Origin of the sequence: Streptomyces sp. NPDC048424 (genome assembly GCF_040651555.1) — a bacterium.
In the GTDB taxonomy this organism is placed as follows: Bacteria; Actinomycetota; Actinomycetes; order Streptomycetales; family Streptomycetaceae; genus Streptomyces.
In genome coordinates this window covers 1-21,545 of sequence record NZ_JBEZKE010000057.1, presented here as the reverse complement: position 1 = coordinate 21,545, position 21,545 = coordinate 1, and the positions used below count along the sequence as shown (strand labels likewise).

Sequence of the window (21,545 nt, the reverse complement as noted above, 5' to 3'; positions counted from 1 at the left end):
GCTCGGGTCTCCGGTCTCCCGGGACTCGGCACTCGGGTCTCGGCGCTCGGGTCTCTCGCCTTCCCAGGACTCCGGTCTCTCGCGACTCAGGGCTCGGATCTCGGCCCTCTCGGGCCTCTCGGGCTCCTCGGGCCACTTCTCCGGTCTCTCGGGTCTCGTGGCTCGGGCCACTCGGGCTTCTCGGGTCTCCGGTCTCCCGGGACTCGGCGCTCGGGCCACTCGGGCTTGCTCGGGCCACTCTGCCTTCCCAGGACTCCGGTCTCTCGCGACTCGGCACTCGGGTCTCCGGTCTCCCGGGACTCGGCACTCGGGTCTCGGCGCTCGGGCCACTCGGCCTTCCCAGGACTCCGGTCTCTCGCGACGCGGGGCTCAGATCTCGGCCCCCTCGGGCCACTCGGCCTCCTCGGGCCGGCTGGTGTACCGGCCGGCTGGTGTACCTGTCGGCCGCGTGTCAAAGGGTGGGTGTGGGTGGCCTGGTGGCGTTGTGGCGGCTCGACTGTATTTCAGGGTGTGTGAGTTGGCCGCCGCATAGCACAACGTCGGCGTGGCCGTCCGCGGGACCGGTGTTGGTTGACACCTGGTGCATGATCCGGGGTCACGGGTACAAGTGGGTGCGTACCATCGCGTCACACATGTCCCTCACGGCAGAGATCGAGGAACCCATGACCACAGCCACCAACATCACACGCGTCCAGGACGATTACGCCCAGCAGATCGCCGGCGACCTCTCGGCAAACCAGACGGCACAGGAACACGCACGGACCGAACTCCAGCGACTGCAACAGGAACTCGGCCAACTGGAAGAAGGCGAAAAGGTCCTGCTCAAAATGCAGGAAGCCCTCGGCCTCCCGGCCACGCCCGCACCCACACAACCCACCACCAAGACCGACCCCAAGACCACCACCAAGGCCACCGCCAAGCCCACCACCAAGGCCACCACCGCCAAGGCCGGTGCCGCCAAGCCCACCGCCAAGGCCAGTGCGAACGCCGGTACCAAGCCCGGTACCAAGCCCGGCGCGAAGCCGAGTGCGAAGCCTGAGGTGAAGCCGGGCGCGGAGCCGAGTGCGAAGCCGGGTGTGAAGACTGCCGCGGTACCCGCCGCACGCAGCGCGGCCCGCAACACGAAGACCACCGCGCAACCCCAGAAGACCACCGAGCCCAAGAAGACTACGGAGCCCAAGGAGGCCACGGCCACCAAGGCCCCACGCGCCCGCAAGACGACTGAGGGCACCACAACGAAGAAGGAAACGGGCGGCCCGTCCTGGCTCGACCTCGTCACAGCCGCCATCACCGGACAGACAGAACCCAAATCCGCCGCCGAAGTAACCAACACCCTCACCACCACACACCCCGACCGCAAAGTCCAGGCAACCGTCATCCGCAACACCCTCGAACAAGGCGTCGCCCGCGGCATCCTCGAACGCACCAAGCAAGGACGATCCGTCTACTACACCCCCACCCAGCCCCAACTCCCCTAACCCCCCAAGCCAGGGACTCGGGCCGGCCGGCCCTGCCGGCACCGGGCACCACCCCCGTGCCCGGCACACCCCCCAGGGCCGGCCCGCCCCAGGCGGCGCCGGCACTCCTGCCCGCAAACACCCACACGGCCTCCCAGGACAGTGACCCCACTCCGACGACACAGAGACCGAACATCCGCCCCGGAGTCACCCATCGGAGTGAAAGACGCAAAGCCCAAAGGCCAGGCCGCCAACACCATCCACCACGCGTCACACACCACACAGCCGACCGCCACACACCGCGCAGCCAGCCAACGCCAACGAGGTCACCACCCAAGACCCGGCCCGACTCAAACACCATGCACAGTGCGGCCACCACAACCCAACCGGCCCCCCACCACATCCCTCCCGCCCACTAGCCAGCAGCCAGCAGCCGGGCGGGCGGGCGAAGTGGCGGAGACCGTGCCCGAACCGAGCACCACGTCCCCCGGCAGCAGCGACGGTAGCCACAGACAGAGACGACGCACCACACCACCACACCCACCCCGGCGGCGGTCCACGAGCACGACTCACCACACACCCCAAGGCCGGCACAACCCCGACCAGGCGACACACCCCCAGGAAGATCACCGGCCGGGATCCCAACCCGCCCTACAAACAGCAGCGGACACCAACACCACCATGAGGGCGAAGGGGATCACATTCGTCACATGGACGGAGTCCGGGATGCGGATCCCCTCCCCCACCAGTCACAAAGGTTCGTCCCGGCCCAGTTCCTCCCGCACACCAGCCGAAACCGTCCAGACAACACCCCTGACACCCCAGCGACCCACGACGGCGGCGGCCGCGGTGGCAGCGGCTGGGCGGTGGAAGCCGGTTTCACTCGATCGGATGACGGACGGGCCACCGCGACGCCGATCAGGGCAATCCCCACCCACGCCCACTACGAAGAAGAAGTGAAACCAGCGGAACACCACGACCGGGCCCCGCGACAGGGGTCGGTCCCTCTCTCGGCGAAAGAGCCGACGACGGCATCGGCATCGAGGCACGAGAGCGGGCACGGCCACCACCACGCCCCCGACACTGGGCCGCGACCAGCCACCAGCCGACGGCGTACGGCGGGATGCCAGTGACACAACCCCCACAGTTCCACAGCACCGACGCACACGGGACACCCCTGGAAGAAGTGATGGCCCGGGTGAGCCACGGCGACCGAGACGCCTTCACCCACCTCTACGACACACTCGCCCCCACCGTCTTCGGAATCATCATCAAAATCCTCCGAGACCGCGCCCAGTCCCAAGAGGTAGCCCAAGAAGTCATGATCGACTTGTGGCGTCAGGCGGCCCGCTACCGGCCGGAACGGGGCACCGTGATGGCGTGGGTGGCGACGATCGCGCACCGCAGGGCGGTGGACCGGGTCCGGTCCGCCCAGGCCTCCTCGAACCGCGAGCACGCCACCGCCGTACGCGACCAACCCAGGCCCTTCGACGAGGTCGCCGAAGAGGTGGAGTCCCGACTGGAGAGCGAGCAGGTACGCCGCTGCCTGGAGAGCCTGACCGAGCTCCAGCGCCAAGCCGTGACCCTCGCCTACTACCAGGGCCTGACCTACCGCGCCGTCGCGGAAAAGCTGGGGTCCCCACTGGCGACCATCAAGACCCGGATGCGTGACGGACTGATCCGGCTGCGCGACTGCATGGGGGTAAGCGTGTGACACATGACGAACACCTGCACACGCTCACCGGCGCGTACGCACTCGACGCCCTCACCGGCAAGGAACTCCACGCCTTCACCACGCACCTCGAACAGTGCGACGCCTGCGCCCAGGAGGTCGGCGAATTCGCGGCAACAGCCGCACGGCTGGCCGCGGCGACCGCCCTGCCCGCACCCGCCCCGATGAGGCAGACGGTCCTGCACCGCATCGAAACCGTCCCGCAACTGCCCCCACGCGCCCGGCCCACGACACCGGCCCGCCTCGCCACACTCCTCAGGCGCAGAGCCGGCGTGCTCGTCGTCGCGGCCTGCCTCGCCGCCGCCGCGGCCTTCGCCTCACTCGCCGCCCACCAGTACCAACAGGCCGAACAAGCCCGCACACAGGCCCAGCAGAGCACCCGTCAGGCCCAGGAACTGGCCGCCGTCATGACCGCTCCCGACGCCCGTACGGTCCACGGGCGCACCACCACCGGAGCCGGCACGTCCGTAACCACCTCGGCCCTGCGCGACCAAGCCGTATTCGTCAGTAGCGGCCTACCCGCACCACCCGCAGGCAAGACCTACCAGCTGTGGTTCGACGACCACGGCACCAAACGCTCCGCCGGCCTCATCCACGGAGACGGCGCCGTCCTCATGCAAGGAAGCCCCGACAACGCCCGCTTCGTCGGCCTCACCCTCGAACCCGCCGGCGGCTCCCGCACACCCACCACCAGCCCGCTGATACGCCTCACCCTGCCCGCCTGACCACAAAACCCACCCACCCACACCCACCCACCCACCCACCCACCACCGGATGAGTACCGGTTTGACGGTTTTCCAATCCCTCCGGGGGACTGCGCCGAATCCCTTCACGAGGCTCCCTGCACGAGCAGGGGCCGCCGATCGACTCACATTCGTGGGACAGAAGGCAGAAGGAGGTGAGACCCATGACCGTTTCCGTACGGACCCGCAGCATGCTCGCGGGCGCGGCCGTGGCCGGCCTGCTCTCGGGCGGTGCCACGCTCGCAGCCACCGGCACAGCCGCCGCCGCTTCCACCCCGGCATCGGCACCGGCATCGGTGGCCACCACTGTCAACAGCGGAGACCGGGACCGGCATGACCGCTGGGACGGCAAGGACCACCGGTCCGGCCGCCACGAGCGCTGCTCATGGACCAAGGGACACTGGGGCAACACGTGGATCAAGGGCCACTACGAGAAGAAGTGGCACCACGGCACCTGGCACCCCGGCCACTGGGACCACCGGGGCCACTGGCACCCCGGCTGGTACGGCCACGGCTGGTCCCAGAACCACTGGGTACCCGGCCACCACAACACCCACTGGGTACCCGGACACTGGAACTGCCACAACAAGTGGTAACCGCGCCACATAACCACGAGGGGCTCCGGGCACCACCCGAAGCCCCTCGCTCCACTCTCCCGGCAGATGCGGCGGCAACCGCTCCCCCGGACACAAGGCCCGACGGCAACCAGCCCGGGTGCAGACCCCGCCCCGTATCCACCCCACGCAGACGGCACGGGACTCCAGCAGGGCTCGCACGGCGCCCCACACACACCGCGGCACACACCGCCCTCCCGCCCTCCTGCACGCCGGAACCGGACGAGGCCGGCCGGGACGTCGGGGCCGGCCGGGGCCAGTCCGCCGACTGCCCGGTGTGTCTGCGCGGCCCGTACGGCCCAGGTCCCTTCAATGGGCAGCCTCCTACGGAAACGGGCACCGTATGACCCCCTCCGCACTGCACACCCGCCGCTCAATCCTCACCGGCGCCTTCACCCTGGCCGCCACGACCGCACTGCCACTGGCCGTGGCCAGCCGCGCGTACTGCGCCACCGGCCCCGACATCATCGACTGCGCCACCTGGGGCGCGCGAGCCCCCTCCGAACCCGTCGCCGTCCTCGCCAACCGCCCCGAGCGGATCATCGTCCACCACACGGCAACAGCGAACGTCACGGACTACTCCAGACAACGCGCCTACGCCCTCGCCCGCGCGATCCAGACCTACCACATGGACGCCCAGGGCTGGATCGACACCGGCCAGCACTTCACCATCAGCCGCGGAGCCTTCGTACTCGAAGGCCGCCACCACAGCCTCGCCGAACTACGCACCGGCACCCGCCAGGTCCGCGCGGCACATTGCGTCGGACAGAACACCGTGTCGATCGGCATCGAAAACGAAGGCACGTACACCACACAAGCCCCACCCGCGGCGCAATACGCGACGCTCGCCGACCTGTGCGCCCACATCTGCGACCGATACGACCTACCCGCCACCGAGATCTACGGCCACCGCGACTTCAACGCCACCTCCTGCCCCGGCGACCACCTCTACGCCCTCCTCCCCACACTCCGCAAAGACGTCGCCACCCGCCTCGGCACCCCCCTACCCGACCCAGAAACACAGCCAGACCCAAACCCTCTGTGGGACCTGGCCCGCGACGCCTCCCACCAACCAGACACCCCCTACGCCGAATACCTCCCAGCCGGCCTACTCCCCTGACGACGTACGGCGTGCGGTGAGGTGGCCGGCGGACTGATCTCGGCCGCCGCCGCACGGGCCACCCGTAGACATGGGCCTGCTCCGGCCAATGCAGTTGCCTTACGGAAGCCAGCGTGAGACACCCCGGGAAAGCGGCTGCCCCGCTCCGAGCCATCCGGCGGTTGCCGACCGGGGCACGCCAATGAGCAGCGAAGGCACCGTGTGCGTGGACGAGGTGGAAGCGCCCGAGTGGATCGAAGCTGGCCATACGCTGGTTCGCGTACCTGCCGCGCCCGTGGGCAGTCCCGGCTACGAGCCGTCCGGAAGTTCTTCGTGGACGGTTCCGAGGTGGTTGGACTGGAGTCTGACCAGCAGATCCGCTTCCACCAAAAACGGTGAAGACGAGGTCCAACTGGGTGCCGTCCAGGGCGAGGAGCCGCAACCCGCGTCAACACGCGCCGAGCGTGCCGGGGGGCGCGAGCGGGCCGGCCACCTGGCGGGACACGGTCTCCAGCACGTCCTCCCCGAGAGGGGGGAAGCTCGGCATAACTAGGGCACAGGGCCAGGACGAAGTACACGGCCAGCCGAGCCGGCAGAAGTCGGCAACGGCGCTCGGCCCTGTCGTGCTCAGCTATCGCGCCGCGTCGACCAACTCGGCGGTGAACGCCTTCGTCAGATCCCGATCCGCACCCGCTGACCCGCACCCCACCCCACCCCACCCCGTCGCACGCGGGGCAACGATCTCCATAGCTCAAAAGCAACCGCATTGGCCTGCTCTGGCCCCCGGGCCCTCGAACGGAGGACTTCCGGCGGTCGCCTCCCTGTCGGCCGTGATCAACAGGGCCCACCGCCGTTGAAGCAGTGCAAACACCGGCTCGCCGACCGCGAGTCGGCCGGCATGCGACATGAAAGTGGGGTCGGGCGTGCGCGACAGCATGGTCGAGATGATCAGAGCGACCGGAGCGGAACTCGGCTCCGCCAAACGACTGCTCGACGAAGCCGGCGGCGTGGCATGGGACCGCCTCCTGGACTGGCTCGTCGACGACTACTTCCGCGTGACCGCCCTCGGCCTGGAAAACATCCCCACCACAGGCCCCGCCGTAATCGCCGTCAACCACTCCGGCGCCTGGGGCCTCGACGCATTCGTCCTGGACAAAGTCCTGGGCAGAGCGCTCGACCGCCGCGTGCGCTTCCTCGCGGCCCCATTCGTCTTCCGCACCCCCATCCTGGGACGACACGCACGCCGCAGCGGCGCCCTCCCCATCAGCCCGACGGCCGGCATCGAACACCTCAACGCCGGACAGCTCATCGGCGTATTCCCGGAAGGCATCGCAGGCCTGGAGAAACCGTTCACCCAACGATACCGACTACAGCCCTTCAGCCCCGGCTTCGCAATCGCCGCCATCCGCGCCAACGCCCCCGTCGTACCCATCGCAATCGTCGGAGCGGAAGAGGCCTGCCCCAAACTCGGCGAAGTGCCCTCCCTGGCCCGCCTCCTCAACATCCCCTACTTCCCCCTCACCACACCCTTCCCACTCCCGTCCAACTGGACCATCACCATCGGCAAGCCAATCCCCCCGCCCACCCGCCCCGAAAACCTCGCCGCCCGCCGAAACGCCGCACACGAACTCAGCAACACCACCCGCACCACCATCCAACATCTCATCGACCACGAACTCACCAACCGAGAAGACCCCTTCAACTAAACACACACCCCCAACAACAACCTCACCCACCAACGACCTCGGCCTTTCGGCGGTCAGCAGCCAATCAGTGGGTGGGTGGGTGGGTGGGGTCAGGCGATGGGGCCGGTACCGCCACGGGGGCGGGGCGGGCGGGTGAAGCGTACGGGGACTCCCGGGGAGTACAACACGCTCACGGGCGGGCCGGCCGGCGCGGGCAGGCCCGCCGCGACCACCAGATCCTCGTCACAGGCAAGGAGTTCCGCACGGTGCAACGGCCAACGCGGGTGGCTGTTCGGCAAATACAGCAGCCGACCGAAGAAGTCACTGTGCATGCCCCAGCGGGCCGTCAGGAAATGTTCGAGGGGAGTCGGCTCTGCGATCGGTTCACCGGTCCGCACCGTGATCACGCTGCGCGCACCCCGCGGTCCGGGCCAACGCCGGCCACTGCTGTAGGTGAGCGTGGAGCCGTCACGGCGGACCGTCATCCGCGACCACACGTACGGGAGACGAAAAGCAGCCCGCCCGACGACAACCGGGAACAGGCGCGAGGCGTCCAGAGAACGGAAGACCACTCCACGGCGACCATGGGAATCCACCGAGTACAGACGGACATTGGTCTCCGGAAAAGACCCCAGATAAGGGACACCGGGCAGACCCAGCCAACCGATCCGATACATCCGGAACGCCACAAGACCCACATAGGTAACTCCATCCAGCGTGTCCGGTTCAGTACCACCAGGCAGCAATGGAGCAATATCAGCAGGATCAGCGGCCCAGTGCAGGAATGCCAGATCGAGCCATGACTGGGTCAGCAAGGGCCGGCCTACGCGGTAAGGCGGATCAGCCATCACGGGCTCGGGAGGAACAGGTTCGGGAGGCACGGCGGGCGGCATGTGCGACATCACTCCAGTATCCCGGACGGTACTGCCGACACAGGGCTGCCCGGGGATCTGCGCACGTTTCGGGGGGGGTGGTGGTTTCGGGGCGTCTACCACTCTGGTGGGAGCGGGCCGCCACCCGTGGGGGTAGGGAGGAATCACCTCCTGGTGGGACGACAGGGCGGCGGCCGGCGGCTACGTTGTCGCCCGTTGTGCAACGCCCATACGGAGGTTCGCCGCATGCAGACCCGTTCGGCTGATGGCACCCGCAAGCCAGTGGTGTGGGGGATATCCCTCGTCTTGATCACGGTCGCCGCGCTCCTGGGAGTCTCGCCCGGGGCCGCCACCGCAACGGGCCCCGCGACCGCGCCGGCGACCGCGCCCGTGCCCGTTCTGACCTGGGGACCCTGCGCCGGCCCGGCGGACGGTTTCGAGTGCGCGACCGCCCAGGTGCCCCTGGACTACCGCCGGCCAACCGGTCCCACGATCCCCCTCGCAGTCACCCGGCGCGTCGCGGCCGGGACGGCCCACCGGTTGGGTGTCCTGGTGCTGCACCCCGGCGGGCCGGGCAACTCCGGTGTGGACTTCGCCCGCAACAGCTACGACGCGCTCCCCGCGTCCCTGCGTGACGCCTTCGACGTCGTCGGGTACGACATGCGCGGTGTGGCGCGCAGCGGTCAGGTGGAGTGCTGGGACGACAAGGAGTACTCGGCCGCCGTCGACGCCGCGCGCGGCGTACCCGGACCGGGAGCCCTGCAGAGCGCGATCCGCCAGGGCGCCGACTTCGCCAACGCGTGCCGGCAACGCTCCGGCGGGCTCGTGCCGTTCATCGGCACCGCCTCGAACGCCAAGGACCTCGACCTGCTGCGCCAGGCCCTCGGCGAGGAGACGCTCTCCTTCTACGGCCGCTCCTTCGGCAGCTACGTCGGCACCGTCTACGCCGCGCAGTTCCCCCGGCGGGTGCGCGCCATGGTCCTGGACGGGGCCTACGATCCGCGGCGTTACGCGGACGTGCCGTACGCCTACGATGCCGCGCAGTTCGTCGCCCTGGACGCGGCGGTGGGCCGGTTCCTGGACTGGTGCGCGCACAACCCCACTGCCTGCGGGTTCGGCGAGGGGCGGCCGCGGGAGGCCTTCGAGGAGCTGAAGCGGGCGCTGGACGCGGATCCGGTCATCAGCGCGAGCGGGCGTCCGGCCACCGGGTACACGCTCGCGTACCGCCTGATGTTCAACATCAACGCGGGCAAGGAGATCTGGCCCGAGCTGGGGCAGGCCCTGCGGGCGGCGCAGGCGCGCCAGGGTTCGTTCCTGCTGAACCCGCCCTCCCCCGCGTCGTTCGACTTCCTCAACGTGAACATGGCCGTCGAGTGCGCCGACCGCGTGTACCCGGCCGGCCGGCTGCTCCTGGGCGCGCTGGTCAGCGCCCATGTGGCGGCGGCGCCGCTGCTGGGTCCCCCGATCGGGCTCGGGCCGCCCACCTACGACCACAACCACGCGCCGACCTGCGCCCAGTGGCCGGCGGAGCGCCCGAGCCGCTACGAGGGCTCCTACCGGGCGCAGGGTTCCGCCCCGATCCTGGTCCTCGGCACGACCGGGGACCCGGACACCCCGTACCAGGACGCGGTGGCCCTGGCCGGGACGCTGGAGGCCGGACGGCTGCTGACGTTCAACGCCGAGGGACACACCGCCTACAACCGCAGTGCGTGCGTCAGTGCTCTGGTCACGGACTACCTCGCCACCCTGGCGCTGCCCGCACGCGGGACCGTCTGTGCGGACGAGACGCCGGCGGGGGCGCCGGGCCGGCGCACCGCGGGCATCGAGGTCGACGAGACCCGCGATGTGATCCCCACACTGCGCTGAGCACCAAAGCATCGGGGCGGAGCCGGGTGGGGGCGGAGCCTGTCGGGTCGGCGGGTGGGCTTAGGATGCCGGGCGGACGGAGCCGTAGCGCAGAGGTCGACGCGCGCGGTCTCCAAAACCGCGAGGACGCCGGTTCGAATCCGGTCGGCTCCGTCCGATCCGCCCGCCGGGTCATGCGTAGCTGAGGATGACCAGCAGTCCGGTGCATTCCGCGAGGAGCTGGGCGGCGAGGGCCGCCTGTCGCAGCCGCCCGGCGGGAGCGGCCAGGGCGGCGGCCAAGGCGACGACGCCCAGGCTGACGCTCCACAGGAACAGCGAGCCGGGAAGCCCGGAGGTGCACTGCTCCCCGTACGTCACGCAGCGCGAGGCTCCCTGCGAGGACAGGGCCAGGACGCCGGCGGCGAGCGCCGCCGGTACGAACAGGGCGGCGCTCAAGACGGCCCGGAGGCGGGTGCGGTCCCTTCCCGCGACCACGCTCGCGTTCGCGTTCGCGGGTGCCGGGGGCGGCGCAGGGGGAGTGGTTGCGTTCATGCCCCGATCCGACCCGTGCGGCGGGCCCGGCACAGCCGTGCGGGTACTCACCTCGCGGGTGTACGACGTACTCAGCCCTCCTCCACCGCACGCGGGCCGGGGGCCAGGTTCGCCCGCGCGCGTCGGGCGGCTGTCGGCGGCCGGTGCGCGGGCACACTGGGGCGATGAACGTGAACGGCGATCTTCTGGCCCGGGCGCGCGTGGCGACCCGGCTCCCCGCCCAGGATCTGGAACGGGCGCGGCGTTTCTACGCGGAGCGGCTCGGCCTGGAGCCGGTCGACGAGCGGCCCGGCGGCCTTCTGTACCGGTGTGGGGGTGCGGAGTTCGTGCTGTTCCGGTCCACGGGGGCCTCGCCCGGCACGTTCACGCAGATGGCGTTCGAGGTCGACGACCTCACGGCCGTGGTCGCGGAGCTCAAGCGGCGGGGCGTGGCGTTCGAGGACGTCGACGTGCCCGGGTTCACGACGAGGGACTCGATCGCCGAGATCGAGGGGAACTACCCGAGCAAGGGTGCCCGGGGCGAGCGCGGCGCCTGGTTCCGTGACAGCGAGGGCAACCTGCTGGGCATCGGCGAACCGGTCATCTGAGCGGTGAACCCTCACCGATGTCCCGGCCCTCATCGGCTTGGTGCGCCTCACCCCGTCGACGGCGGACACGCCCCCGGCCTCTGATCACACGTGGCGGGAAAGAGATCCTCGCCGCCCTGACGCGACGCAAGATCCCTATGCTGGCGGCATGCTCGACATACCTCTTTCAGCGCTGGAAGTCGCCATGGTCCAGACGGGCACCCGGGCCGTGGAGACCCTGCGGGACACCGCCGCCTTCGCGCAGGGGGTGGAACGGCTGGGCTACCACCGGCTCTGGTACGCGGAACACCACCACTCCCCCGCGATCGGCGCGTTCCCGCCCGTCGTCCTGACCGCGCACGCCGCCGCGTCGACCTCGCGCATCCGCCTCGGGTCGGGCGGGGTGCTCGCCCCCAACCACGCGCCCATCACGGTGGCCGAGCAGTTCGGAACGCTGGCCGCCCTGCACCCCGACCGTATCGATGTGGGCATCGGCCGTGGTCCCGGCACCTTCGACGAGGCCACCGCGCGGGCGCTTCGCCGCGGAGCCGGGCCGGCCACCGACGCGGAGTACCAGCAGGACGTCGCCGCGATCCTGTCGTTCCTGGTCGACGAGGTCGCACTCGGCCCGCTGCCGGAGCCGTGGCTGCTGGCCTCCAGCCCCCAAGGGGCCGCTCTCGCCGCGGCCCTCGGCCTGCCCGTCGCGATCGCCCACCACATCCGGCCGGACAACACCCAAGCCGCACTGGAGTGTTACCGGGCGAAGTTCGCCCCCTCCCGTTGGTGCGAGCAGCCCCGGGTGCTGCTGTGCGTGGAGACGGTGTGCGCCGAGACGGACGAGGAAGCCGCGTGGCGGGCGAGGCCGATGGAGGTCGTCAAGGCCGGGCTCCTCAAGGGCCTGAGCCAGACGCCCTTCCCCACCCCGGCCCAGGCGGCCACCCACCCCTTCACCGCCGAGGAACGACAGGCGCTGGCGGGATTCCGCGCACAGCAGGCCGTCGGGGCGCCGGCCACCGTCGTCGACCGGCTCGCGCGACTGGCCGCCGAGACCGGGGCGGACGAGCTGATGCTGACTACACCCGTCCATGACCTCCGGGACCGACTCGCCTCCTACGAACTCATCAGGAACCACTCCGGCGCCACGGCCGCGACGACCGCGCCGTAGGATGCCGGGGCCGGCGTCGGTGTCGTGGCGGACGGCCGGCAGGGCCTGGCCCTCAGCCGGCGGAGCGGGGCGGGGCGGCGCCGGTCACAGTATCCGTACCTCAGCCTCCGGGAGTTTGTCCCACCAGTGGTGGTAGCGGCGGTAGACCTCCGTCTCGCGCTCGCCCAGCAGGGCGGTCAAGGCGTGGGCCTCCGCGGCGAGTCCGTGCCAGGTGGCGGCTGACAGGGGGTGGAAGGCGGTGGCCTCGATGCCGCCCGGCAGCGGACGCCACACCCCGGCGACCTGGCCGTCCACCAGCAGGGTGGGCAGTACGTCGCCGTTGCGGCGGATCACCAGGGGGCGGTAGGCGGGGGGTATCACACGGCTGCGGTCGGCGTAGGCCAGCAGGACGCTGTCCCACATGGCCATCAGACGGGGCGGGGCGGGGGTTTCGGCGGGCGGACGCAAGCCGCCCGCCAGGTCGAACAGTGTGGTGCCGTCCGGGCCCCGGAGCTGTTCGACCGCTCCGTCCAGAGCGTGCAGTGCCGTACGGACAAAGGCCCGGCGCACCAGGGCGAACTGCGCGACGTCCGCGACCGAGGCGGGCCCGAACCCTGCCAGGTAGCGCAGGATCAGGGCCTGGAGGGCCTCTGACTCCCCCGCCTGCCCGGCGGGAAGAGGTCCGGGTGCGAGTGCGGGTCCGGGCGTGGCTGCGATGAAGGACGGGCGGTGGCCGAACGACCAGGGCGCATCCGTCGGGGCGTGGTGCAGGGGCGCGTACGCCTTCAGTCCCCACCACGCGCCGTCCCTCTTCTCGGCGCCGAGCCGCTCCTCGGTCCACGCCTGCATCTGGGCCGAGGTCCGCGGCAGGCGGGCGAAGGCCAGCAGTTCCGGGAGCAGTTCGTCGGCGTCGGCGGGGGTCAGCCCGGTGGCGGCGAAGCGGGCGCCGAGGCGGGAGGCGTGCAGCGTGGGCTGCATCGCGGTGCGCAGGAGCGGGTAGTCCTCGGCGTGCACGGCGTGCAGGGTGATCCGCATCAGGGTCGCCTTGACCACCGACCGCCCGGTGAAGGCGGCGTCGAGTTCGGCCGGGGCGAAAGCGGTGAGCCGGTTCCACAGGGCGAGGTAGGGCGAGGCCGGGTGCTGTGCCTGGAGGGCGACCACGCGCCGTACCCCCTCGGGTACGGTCAGCGGCTCGCGGTGCAGGAGCAACTGGCGGGCCAGGGTTGCCCGGTTGAGTTCGCGCGCGGTGATCGTCACAGTCCGCGATTGTGCCCTGTGCCGCTCCCCCGGCCGAGACCGGGCCGTCCCGTCAGGCCGGGCGGTCGCAGTGGCGGCGGCCACGGCTCCGCTGTAGCTGCGGCCCCGGTGCGGCTCCGGCTGGGGCTGCGGCTCCCGTGTGGTCTGGTTGTGGTCGTGGTCCTGGCCGGACTGCGGGCTGTGGCGGGCCGCCCCACAATGGGACGAGGACATGCGTGCGGCCGTTGGGCGGTGTGCCGGCGGCACCGGCTGAGAGGAACGCCCTCATGCGCGCTGGGTCTTCGGGGGCCGCGCGGAGGACGGGGGCCTTCGTTGCGGTCGCCGTCGCGCTCTTCTGCATCCAGCTCGACTTCTTCGCCCTCAACCTCGCCCTTCCCGGTATCGCGGCGGAGCTCGACGTCACCGTTGCGGCCGCGCAGTGGACCCTGTCCGCGTACATGCTCGCCATCGGCTGTTTCTTCATCATCGGCGGCCGGGTGGGGGACGTCTTCGGGCGCCGCGGGACCCTGCTGGCCGGGACCGCCCTGTTCACGGCCGGTTCGGTGGGTTGTGCGCTGGCTCCCGGGCTGGGCTGGCTGGTCGCGGCCCGGATCGCGCAGGGGGTGGGCGCGGCGTTCGTCTTCCCGGTGTCGGTGTCCGTGATCACCAACACCTTTCCCGAGGAGTCCCGCACGCGGGCGCTGGGCGCCGTGTTCGGAGTCGCGAACATCGGGACCGCGCTCGGGCCCTTCGTGGGCGGCGGGTTCACCGAGGGGCCCGGCTGGCGGTGGATCTTCTGGCTGATGGTGCCGCTGAGTCTGATCTCGCTGGTCACCGCCCTCGTGTACGTGCCCGACTCGCGCGATGCGTCGGCGCCGCGCGAGCTGGACCTCGCCGGCTGCGCGCTGGTCGTGTGTGCGCTGGCCGCGCTCACCCTGGCCGTGGAGCGCGGGGACGCCTGGGGGTGGGCGAGTGCTCGTACCCTCGGGCTCTTCGCGGTGGCGGTGGTGGCGGGCGCGCTGTTCGTGGTGCGGGAGCGGCTGACCCGGCACCCGCTGATCGATCTGCGGCTGTTCCGCAACGTCCCCTACGTCCTGGTGACCGGGATGGGGTCGCTCTCGAACATGGGCTACGGCGTGACCGTCTTCCTCGCCACCCTCTACCTGCAGGGGGTACGCGGGCTCTCGCCGCTCCTGGCGGGCACGGTGTTCCTGGCCCCGGCCCTGCTGGTGGCCCTCAGCGGGCCGCTCGGGGCGCGGCTGGCCCGGTACATGCGGCCGACCGCGGTCATGGCGCTGGCCGGGGCGGTCGCGGGCACGGGGATGTACGCGCTGGCGCAGGTCAGCGCCTGGTGGCTGTACGTGCCGGTGTTCGCGTGGTGCGGGCTGGGGCTGGGGCTGGGCTGGACCTTCTCCAGCGTGGCCACGCAGCAGGTCGTCGCGCCGGAGCGGGCGGGTGAGGCCTCGGGGGTGCTGCTGACGTTCCTGGTCACGCTGGGTGCGATCGCGCTGGCCGGGGCGGCGGCGGCGATCTCGGCGATGACGCCGCAGCGGCCGCCCGAGGAGGCCTACGACGCGATCCTGCGGCTGGGCGGGGTGGTCATCGCCGTGACGGCGGTGGCCGTGATGGCCGTGCGCCACCGGCTGGTGGTGCTCGGCAGGATCGCACCGCTGTCGATGCGGGCCGAGGGTGACGCCGGGCAGGAACCGGGCCGCCGGCCCTGACCCCGGCCCGGCCGGCACGGGCGACCACCGATTTGGCCCGGCACGGCGGCCCCTCGGTGCGTCAGGGGGTGTGGCGCCGGTACATCGCGGTCAGGCGGACGGTGAAGTGGATGGCGGCGGCGGCCGCGGCGAGGTCCAGCACGTCGCCCACCATCAGCTGGACCACGGCGTCCCGCAGGTCCGGGATCGACTCGGCGCGGTCGTACGCCCACAGGGTGTACTGGTTGAACACTCCCGAGGTGACGAACAGCCCCCACCACAGGCCCACCGGCCAAAACACGGCCTTGGCCGCCTTGGCCGGCTGCCCGGGGGCCGGAGTCACAGCCGGGGCGGAGGCCGGGGCCGGTACGCAGACGGCCCACATGTCCAGGGCGATCCGGAACGGCTGCCAGAGGTTGAACAGCGGGACGAACCAGGCCCCGATCGCCCAGCCGGTCCCCGTGCGCAGCCGGTCCGGTGCGAGTGCCACCGCGTTGCGGTACATCCGGTGGAACCAGGCGATGAACACGATGCCGCAGACGATCGCGGCCTGGCCCTGGAAGGTCCAGGCGCGCTGGTAGCGGGCATCGGCCGCGTCCCAGTCGTCCATGGAGGCGTAGGCGAAGCCGCCTTCCCAGTCGAGCAGGGAGTGGGCCCGTGTCCCGGCGTACAGGGAGAACAGGTCGCTCAGGATGACCGCGGTCAGCAGCAGCACCACGGCGGCCAGGAGGAGGCGTGGCGCCTGCGGTGTCCGGGCGGGCAGCAGCGGGCGCGGCTTCAACGGGCTGGTTGCGGACATGACGAGGGACCCCCCACGGGTACGGAGTGACGCAAGGGTGTGGCTCGCCGCAGTGGGAGCGCCGGGGGACCATACGCCGTCGGACGCCGCCGCGTCCAACGCGTATCCGCAGGTCGCAGGGGCAGGGCCGGTACACCGCCCCGGCCGCTACGAGCGGCGGCGGGATGGGGGTGAGTGCGGTGGGTGTGCTGAGTGCGGTGAGTGCGGGGTGTCAAGTCACGAATGTCCGAGACATGACCTGAGGGGGTTCGGTCACGCCTACTGGGAGCTCCTGCCTCGCCCGGAGTGCGTGAGGCCCGCCGGAGCGTGTGAGGAGTCGATGGGTGATGAATTCCGAATGCCGTGGACACCAATGTGCCGATCAGCCTCGCGTCGGTCCGTGCGCGTTGACCTTCGAGGAAGTGGAGCGGTGGGCGGCCGCCGGGCAGGTCGACGGTGATCTGGACGGGATTCACCTGGCCCGGGTGATCACGGAGGAGGTGAGGCGGGCTGGGAAGCACTTTCTGCCGCAGCCGTTCCTGCTTCAGCTGAGTGAGATCCGCCGCCGGCACGCCACCGGCCGCCGGCCCTTCCTGCGGGCCTTTCTCGACTGTCTGCTCGACAAGCACGAGGAGCGCTACTGGAACCGGACGTACCTTTCCCTGCCGCTGCTGGAGCTGATCTCGGACGAGCCGGGGCACGGGCCGGGGCCGAACCGGCTGGCGACCTGGCTCATATCCGACGTGGTGCGTTACGAGACGCGGAGTGCGGCCGCACCGCAGGAACCGGCGGACGCGGACGAGGACCCGAGCCGGGACCGGCCCGGGGCGGCGACCTTGCGCAAGCGGCTGCGGCACGCCCTGCGGTTCGTGGCGCACGACCACGAAGGGCTGGACGTCGAGGACCTGAGCGCGCGGGGCGCCGAGTTGCTCCCGCGGCCCGCGGCGACGGACGCGGGGCGCTGGTTCGAGGTGACCGTGCAGCCCGTGTACGTGCTGCACGACGAGTACTTCTTCATGCGTGCGTTGCAGGCCCACGAGATGGTGTTCACGGCGATCGCGCAGGACATGCGAGCGGCGATCGCGGCGTTGCGCGACGGCTGTCTGGAGCCGGCGGCCGCGTGTGTGGACCGGGCTGCCGCCTCCTTCGAGCGGGCTTCGGCGCTGTTCAGGCTGGTCGCGACGATGCGGCCGGAGCATTTCCACGGGTTCCGGGAGTTCACTCAGGGCGCGAGTGCGATTCAGTCCGAGCAGTACAAACGGTTCGAGATCCTGTGCGGCCTCCCGCACACCGAGCGTCTGGGATCCGAGGCGTTCACGAGTGTTCCGGCCGTACGGGCCGAGGCGCAGGACGCGGGCCATGACACGGTCACGCACGCGTATCTCGACCTCCGCCGCAGGGCTCGTTTCAGCTGGACGGACTGGAACCTCTTCCACACGGCGCTGGGCGGGCTGGAGGAGCGGCACCAGCGGTGGAAGTCCACGCACCGCAGCCTCGCGGCGCGGATGCTCGGCGGTGCGCGCGGCTCGGGTGACACCGCGGGAGTGCCGTATCTGACGCAGTGTCTGGACAACCGGCTCTTCGGTCGGCTGAGCGGTCAACGCACCCCCCGATGCGGCCAGGACGAGCCCGGCCCGGGCCACTGACCGCACGGCCTGCGCGGGGCGGCTACGGCGTGGTCGGGGTGTCGGGTGAGGGTGGCGGGGTGGTGTCGAGGGCGCGGGCCCGGGCGGCGACCGAGGGGGTGAGCCGGCGGGCCAGCAGGTCGAGGGCCTCGGCGACCTCGCGGACGGTGCCGGGCTGTGGGGCGGTGCCGTCCGGGCCGGCCAGCGCGGCGGCCAGGGCGTCGTCGATGGTCGTGGCGCGGACCTCGGCGAGGCGGGCGGAGGGCTTCGCGGCGGGCCGGATGAGGCGGCGGCGGCGGTCGGCCGGGTCGGGCTCCGTGTCGATGGCGCCCGCCTGCTCCAGGCGGGCGACGGCGGTGGAGACCTGACTTTGCGGCAGGCCGGTGCGGCCGGCGATCTCACCGACGGTCGTCGCGGGGTGGGCGACCAGGTCGCCCAGGACGACGGCCACCGCACGGTGCGAGCCGGGTGTGCCCGGTTCCGCCTGCGGCATCGCCTGTTCGCCGATCTTCATGAGGGTGCGTCCCAGGAGGAACAGTTCGACTCCGTTCACACGCCCACAGTACATCCCAATCGATACATCTATCTTGATGCATCGATTGAGATGGGTTACGGTCGAGGTGTCGGTCACCGACACCGGCAACAACCGGCACACACAGGGGGATTCACCATGACCACGCACACGCCCACGCACACGGCCGCCGCCACTGTCCGTACGCTCGCCGTCCCGGGCGCCACCCTCCACTTCCAGACGCAAGGCAGCGGCCCCGTCCTGCTCCTGTCCCAGAGCGGCGAGGGCGACGCGGACCGCACCGCCGACCTCGTCCCGCACCTGGCCGACGCCTTCACCGTCGTCACCTACGACCGCCGCGGCCTCTCGCGCAGCACCCTCGACTCCCCCGCCCGGCCCCTCACCATGGCCGACCACGCCGACGACGTCGCCCGCCTGCTCGCCGAGGTCACCGACGCGCCGGCCCTGATGGCCGGGTTCAGCATGGGCGCCGCGATCGGCCTGCAGGCCGCGGTCCGCCATCCGGGCGTGCTGAACACCCTGATCGCCCACGAGCCGGTGATGCCGGGCCTGCTGCCCGCGGCGGAGTGCGCCGAGCACACCGGCGAGCTGACGGCCATCCAGGCCGCGTACGCGGCGGGGGGCCTGACGGCGGCCCTCCCCGCGATCACGGCGCACCTCGGCATCGACGCGGCGCACGACGAGACCGAGGAGAACCTCACCCCCCAGCCGCTGACACCCCGCCGGCAGGCCAACTTCCGGTTCTTCATCGAAACGGAGTTCACGGCCCTGACCACCGACCCGCTCGGCAGTGCGGAGCCGGTGCGGGCCGCGGCCCTGGCCGGCACCCGGATCATCGCGGCCACCGGCCGCACGACCCGTCCCACCGTCCACACCCACCGCTGCGCACGGGCGCTGGCCGCCCGACTGGGCACCGAGCCCGTCGAGTTCCCCGGCGGCCACAACGGGAACACCGCCTTCCCCCGGGCAACCGCACGGCTCCTGAAGGAGCTCCTGCTCGCCCGCTGAACCCCGGACCTCGCCCCTGGGCGAGGTGTCCCCGTACCTCGCCCGAGGGGCTCATCGCACCGGGCACCCCACGGTCGCGGCGCATGGTGCCTGTCGCTGGTCAGCCCAGGGCCGCGGCGGACGGCACGACCACCCCGTACAGGTCCTCGACGGTGGCGAGCGCCCCGTGGTGGAGCTGGACGGCCGGCACCTCGACACCGGCGGCCCGCAGCGGGCGGGTGGCCGAGGCGTCCGCGACCACGGTGGGCCGGTGTCCCCGCAGGAACGCACCGGCTGCCGTGAACTGCACGCACATGTGGGTCATGAACCCGGCGAGGACCAGGTCCGTGTTGCCGGCGCGGTCGACGATCTCGCCCAAGTTCGTCTCATGGAAGGCGTCAGGGGTGGTCTTCACGACGACCTGCTCACCCTCGGCCGGCGCCACGGCCGGGTGGATCTGGCCGATCTCGGCCCGGATGTCGTACGGGGTGCCCTCACCGCCGTCGTTGACGACGTGGACGACGGTCGCGCCCGCCTCCCGGGCCCGGGCCAGCAGCTCGACGGCGGCGTCCAGCGCCTCCTTCCAGCCCTCCAGCTCCATCACCCCACGGGTGTAGGTGTTCTGGTAATCGATCAGGACCACGGTCGCCGCAGCGAGGGAGGCCGGGCTCTGGTCGAAGCCGTTCAGTTCACGCAGGGTCGTCGAAGACATGCCGCACCGTTTCGGTTCGCGTATCGGACAAGGGAAGGGATGGCGCCACACCCGGTGGCACACCCGGTGGCACACCCGGTGGCACACCCGGTGGCGCACCACCCACGCTACGAACCCCGCCCGCATGGCGGCAATGTCACGTAACTTGCAGATACCGACATCGCTGCGATGTCGTGCCACCACCCCACCCGCGCGGCTTGGGCCCTGACTGGACGGACATCCCTGTGAGCAGCCTGAACCGGCTCTTCGTCGTGCTCCTCTTCGACGGCGTCGACCTGCTCGACGTCACCGGTCCCCCGGAGGTGTTCGCCCTGTTGCGGCGGGAGACCGGCAGCGCGCAGGGCTACCACGTGGTGCTGGCCGCCGAGACCATGGAGGCGGTCACCACGTCCGCCGGGGTGCGGATCCTGCCCGACCTCACCTTCGAGGAGGCCGCGGCCCGCAGTATCGACACCCTCATGGTTCCCGGCTCGGTCGAGGTCGACGGCCAGTCGCGCGTCCACGCCGTCACCGATGCGGCCGTGGTGCACTGGGTGAAGGAGCTGGCGGGCAGGTCCCGGCGCATCGCGTCGGTGTGCGTGGGGGCGCACCTGTTGGCGGCCGCCGGGCTGCTCGACGGCCGGCGCGCCACCACCCACTGGTCGACCGCGCAGCAGCTCGCCGCCGACCACCCGGCCGTCGAGGTCGACGCCGACCCCATCTTCATCCGCGACCAGGACGTGTGGACCGGAGCCGGGATCACCGCGTGTCTGGACCTGTCGCTGGCACTGGTCGCCGAGGACTTCGGCGAGGCGGTCGCGCTGCGCGTCGCCCGGCAGCTGGTGATGTACCTCAAGCGTCCCAGCGGGCAGAGCCAGTTCAGCGTTCCGATCGAGCCGCTCTCCACGACCCGGCGCATGGACGACATCCGCCACTACATCACCGGCAACATCGCCGGCCGGCTCACCGTCACCGACCTCGCCGAGCACGCCCACGTCAGCGAACGGCAACTCACCCGCATCTTCAAAACCGAACTGGGCACCACACCGGCCGCCTACATCGAAGCAGCCCGCGTCGAGGTGGCCCGCAACCACCTCGAATCCACCGACGACACCCTGGAACGCGTCGCGTCAGCCTGCGGCTTCAACACCCCCGACACCCTCATCCGTGCGTTCCGCCGCAAACTGAACACCACCCCCACCGAATACCGCAGCCGCTTCCGCCACACCCCATGACCACCCCCTGGACGGCAAGGAGAGGGCTGCCGTGACGGACAGATGAGGGGGCACGTGAGGGGGCACGTGAGGGGGCACGTGAGGGGGCACGTGAGGGGCAGCTGTGAAGGTGTGGTGAGAGTGGGGTGAGGGTGAGGGGCCGCGAAACGGCGGTACGGGCGCTACAGGCGGCTCCGGAATGGCCCTGAGGCGGCCCTGAAGCAGCAGTCGGGGCAGGGCGGGGAGGTTCTGCCGGGGCCCGAGTCGGGTTCAACGGGGACATACCGATCGGAAGGCCGGGTGGCGGGTGGTGGCCTCCACCCGAGCCCGGGGGTGGGGGGCCGGCCGCGCAGGGGCGCTCGTAGGATGACCGTTCGATCATTGCATTCGCAGAGTGTTAACGGGGGCTCGGGTGAGCATGACGTCCTTCGACGCGGAGTGGGCAGGGCTCAAACAAGGCACGCCGTCCG

The 21,545-nt window shown here is 71.1% G+C and carries 19 protein-coding genes and 1 tRNA gene; 14 read left to right on the top strand and 6 right to left on the bottom strand.

All coding sequences use genetic code 11. The annotated features are described in order from the left end of the window. Positions 1 to 632: 632 nt before the first annotated feature. The 6 genes from AB0D29_RS37575 to AB0D29_RS37550 all read left to right on the top strand — a co-directional run bounded on the left by AB0D29_RS37575 (position 633) and on the right by AB0D29_RS37550 (position 7,351). Positions 633 to 1,478 carry a hypothetical protein gene (locus tag AB0D29_RS37575; protein WP_362860336.1) on the top strand — a complete coding sequence of 282 codons (846 nt, stop codon included), beginning with the start codon at positions 633 to 635 and terminating at the stop codon, positions 1,476 to 1,478. A gap of 1,168 nt (positions 1,479 to 2,646) precedes the next feature. Continuing rightward, positions 2,647 to 3,171, top strand: a complete 525-nt coding sequence (gene sigK, locus AB0D29_RS37570) for an ECF RNA polymerase sigma factor SigK (protein WP_362860335.1) — start codon at positions 2,647 to 2,649, stop codon at positions 3,169 to 3,171. Then, the gene (locus AB0D29_RS37565) at positions 3,168 to 3,914 is read left to right on the top strand and encodes an anti-sigma factor (protein WP_362860334.1); all 747 of its coding nucleotides are present in this window, start codon (positions 3,168 to 3,170) and stop codon (positions 3,912 to 3,914) included. The genes sigK and AB0D29_RS37565 overlap by 4 nt, the downstream gene beginning before the upstream one ends. Before the next feature lie 182 nt (positions 3,915 to 4,096). Then, entirely contained in the window at positions 4,097 to 4,528 is a 432-nt protein-coding gene (locus AB0D29_RS37560) for a hypothetical protein (protein WP_362860333.1), read from the top strand. Positions 4,529 to 4,889: 361 nt separating this feature from the next. After that, positions 4,890 to 5,666, top strand: coding sequence for a peptidoglycan recognition family protein (locus AB0D29_RS37555; protein WP_362860332.1), 777 nt, complete (start codon positions 4,890 to 4,892; stop codon positions 5,664 to 5,666). A 902-nt stretch (positions 5,667 to 6,568) separates the two neighbouring features. Further along, a complete protein-coding gene (locus AB0D29_RS37550) occupies positions 6,569 to 7,351 on the top strand; it encodes a lysophospholipid acyltransferase family protein (protein ID WP_362860331.1) in 783 nt (260 codons plus the stop codon). A gap of 89 nt (positions 7,352 to 7,440) precedes the next feature. Here the strand turns inward: AB0D29_RS37550 and AB0D29_RS37545 are convergent, their stop codons facing one another. Further along, complete coding sequence (locus AB0D29_RS37545; RefSeq protein ID WP_362860338.1) at positions 7,441 to 8,223, bottom strand: DUF2071 domain-containing protein; 783 nt, start codon at positions 8,221 to 8,223, stop codon at positions 7,441 to 7,443. A 225-nt stretch (positions 8,224 to 8,448) separates the two neighbouring features. Here AB0D29_RS37545 and AB0D29_RS37540 point away from each other — a divergent pair, with 225 nt between their 5' ends. Together AB0D29_RS37540 and AB0D29_RS37535 are read left to right on the top strand one after the other, a co-directional pair. Next, a complete protein-coding gene (locus AB0D29_RS37540) occupies positions 8,449 to 10,068 on the top strand; it encodes an alpha/beta hydrolase (protein ID WP_362860330.1) in 1,620 nt (539 codons plus the stop codon). Between the two features lie 78 nt (positions 10,069 to 10,146). Continuing rightward, positions 10,147 to 10,221: transfer RNA gene (locus AB0D29_RS37535), tRNA-Trp, on the top strand. An 18-nt stretch (positions 10,222 to 10,239) separates the two neighbouring features. Here the strand turns inward: AB0D29_RS37535 and AB0D29_RS37530 are convergent. Next, positions 10,240 to 10,599, bottom strand: coding sequence for a hypothetical protein (locus AB0D29_RS37530; protein WP_362860329.1), 360 nt, complete (start codon positions 10,597 to 10,599; stop codon positions 10,240 to 10,242). Between the two features lie 164 nt (positions 10,600 to 10,763). On the opposite strand from AB0D29_RS37530, the gene AB0D29_RS37525 reads away from it, so the two are divergent. Further along, entirely contained in the window at positions 10,764 to 11,186 is a 423-nt protein-coding gene (locus AB0D29_RS37525) for a VOC family protein (protein WP_362860328.1), read from the top strand. Positions 11,187 to 11,334: 148 nt separating this feature from the next. Then, positions 11,335 to 12,330 carry an LLM class flavin-dependent oxidoreductase gene (locus AB0D29_RS37520; RefSeq protein ID WP_362860327.1) on the top strand — a complete coding sequence of 332 codons (996 nt, stop codon included), beginning with the start codon at positions 11,335 to 11,337 and terminating at the stop codon, positions 12,328 to 12,330. 84 nt (positions 12,331 to 12,414) lie between these two features. Here AB0D29_RS37520 and AB0D29_RS37515 read toward each other — a convergent pair whose 3' ends face one another. Then, positions 12,415 to 13,566 carry a crosslink repair DNA glycosylase YcaQ family protein gene (locus tag AB0D29_RS37515; protein WP_362860326.1) on the bottom strand — a complete coding sequence of 384 codons (1,152 nt, stop codon included), beginning with the start codon at positions 13,564 to 13,566 and terminating at the stop codon, positions 12,415 to 12,417. A 266-nt stretch (positions 13,567 to 13,832) separates the two neighbouring features. Between AB0D29_RS37515 and AB0D29_RS37510 the strand changes: the two genes are divergently transcribed. Beyond that, complete coding sequence (locus AB0D29_RS37510) at positions 13,833 to 15,269, top strand: MFS transporter (protein ID WP_362860325.1); 1,437 nt, start codon at positions 13,833 to 13,835, stop codon at positions 15,267 to 15,269. Positions 15,270 to 15,330: 61 nt separating this feature from the next. Here AB0D29_RS37510 and AB0D29_RS37505 read toward each other — a convergent pair whose 3' ends face one another. Further along, complete coding sequence (locus AB0D29_RS37505) at positions 15,331 to 16,047, bottom strand: DUF4328 domain-containing protein (RefSeq protein ID WP_362860324.1); 717 nt, start codon at positions 16,045 to 16,047, stop codon at positions 15,331 to 15,333. Positions 16,048 to 16,373: 326 nt separating this feature from the next. On the opposite strand from AB0D29_RS37505, the gene AB0D29_RS37500 reads away from it, so the two are divergent. Beyond that, positions 16,374 to 17,672 carry a tryptophan 2,3-dioxygenase family protein gene (locus tag AB0D29_RS37500; RefSeq protein ID WP_362860337.1) on the top strand — a complete coding sequence of 433 codons (1,299 nt, stop codon included), beginning with the start codon at positions 16,374 to 16,376 and terminating at the stop codon, positions 17,670 to 17,672. A gap of 22 nt (positions 17,673 to 17,694) precedes the next feature. On the opposite strand, the gene AB0D29_RS37495 is transcribed toward AB0D29_RS37500, so the two are convergent. After that, positions 17,695 to 18,204, bottom strand: coding sequence for a helix-turn-helix domain-containing protein (locus AB0D29_RS37495; protein WP_362860323.1), 510 nt, complete (start codon positions 18,202 to 18,204; stop codon positions 17,695 to 17,697). Between the two features lie 117 nt (positions 18,205 to 18,321). On the opposite strand from AB0D29_RS37495, the gene AB0D29_RS37490 reads away from it, so the two are divergent. Next, the gene (locus AB0D29_RS37490) at positions 18,322 to 19,191 is read left to right on the top strand and encodes an alpha/beta hydrolase (protein WP_362860322.1); all 870 of its coding nucleotides are present in this window, start codon (positions 18,322 to 18,324) and stop codon (positions 19,189 to 19,191) included. A gap of 100 nt (positions 19,192 to 19,291) precedes the next feature. Here AB0D29_RS37490 and AB0D29_RS37485 read toward each other — a convergent pair whose 3' ends face one another. Then, positions 19,292 to 19,882 (bottom strand): cysteine hydrolase family protein, encoded by a 591-nt coding sequence (locus AB0D29_RS37485; protein WP_362860321.1) that lies wholly within the window; start codon positions 19,880 to 19,882, stop codon positions 19,292 to 19,294. Between the two features lie 224 nt (positions 19,883 to 20,106). Here AB0D29_RS37485 and AB0D29_RS37480 point away from each other — a divergent pair, with 224 nt between their 5' ends. Then, positions 20,107 to 21,096: a DJ-1/PfpI family protein gene (locus tag AB0D29_RS37480; RefSeq protein ID WP_362860320.1), complete on the top strand. Its 990-nt coding sequence runs from the start codon at positions 20,107 to 20,109 to the stop codon at positions 21,094 to 21,096. Positions 21,097 to 21,545: the final 449 nt, after the last annotated feature.